This is a genomic window from Streptomyces brasiliensis, from assembly GCF_014647875.1.
Lineage (GTDB): Bacteria > Actinomycetota > Actinomycetes > Streptomycetales > Streptomycetaceae > Streptomyces > Streptomyces brasiliensis.
Map to the genome: position 1 here is coordinate 1 of NZ_BMQA01000241.1, position 1,043 is coordinate 1,043.

The following is a 1,043-nucleotide window of genomic DNA, read 5'->3' on the forward strand; positions in this document are numbered from 1 at the left end:
CACCCGAACGCCTCGGTATTCTCTACCAGACCACCTGAGTCGGTTTAGGGTACGGGCCGCCATGAAACTCGCTAGAGGCTTTTCTCGACAGCATAGGATCATCCACTTCACCACAATCGGCTCGGCATCAGGTCTCAGACACAAAGTGCGCGGATTTACCTACACACCGTCCTACACCCTTACCCCGGGACAACCACCGCCCGGGATGGACTACCTTCCTGCGTCACCCCATCACTCACCTACTAACCGCTTGGTCCGGCGGCTCCACCACTCCCCTCAACTCCGAAGAGATCAGGGCGGCTTCACGGCCTTAGCATCACGATGCTCGATGTTTGACGCTTCACAGCGGGTACCGGAATATCAACCGGTTATCCATCGACTACGCCTGTCGGCCTCGCCTTAGGTCCCGACTTACCCTGGGCAGATCAGCTTGACCCAGGAACCCTTGGTCAATCGGCGCAAACGTTTCTCACGTTTGTATCGCTACTCATGCCTGCATTCTCACTCGTCAACCGTCCACAACTCGCTTACGCGGCTGCTTCACCCGGCAGACGACGCTCCCCTACCCATCAACACCCTCGTTGGAGGTACATGTGTCAATGACACGACTTCGGCGGTACGCTTGAGCCCCGCTACATTGTCGGCGCGGAATCACTAGACCAGTGAGCTATTACGCACTCTTTCAAGGGTGGCTGCTTCTAAGCCAACCTCCTGGTTGTCTCTGCGACTCCACATCCTTTCCCACTTAGCGTACGCTTAGGGGCCTTAGTCGATGCTCTGGGCTGTTTCCCTCTCGACCATGGAGCTTATCCCCCACAGTCTCACTGCCGCGCTCTCACTTACCGGCATTCGGAGTTTGGCTAAGGTCAGTAACCCGGTAGGGCCCATCGCCTATCCAGTGCTCTACCTCCGGCAAGAAACACACGACGCTGCACCTAAATGCATTTCGGGGAGAACCAGCTATCACGGAGTTTGATTGGCCTTTCACCCCTAACCACAGGTCATCCCCCAGGTTTTCAACCCTGGTGGGTTCGGTCCTCCAC

At 56.9% G+C, this 1,043-nt stretch carries 1 rRNA gene; it reads right to left on the minus strand.

The window, feature by feature from the left end:
- Positions 1-1,043 (minus strand): 23S ribosomal RNA (locus IEZ19_RS49980); the annotation flags it as partial.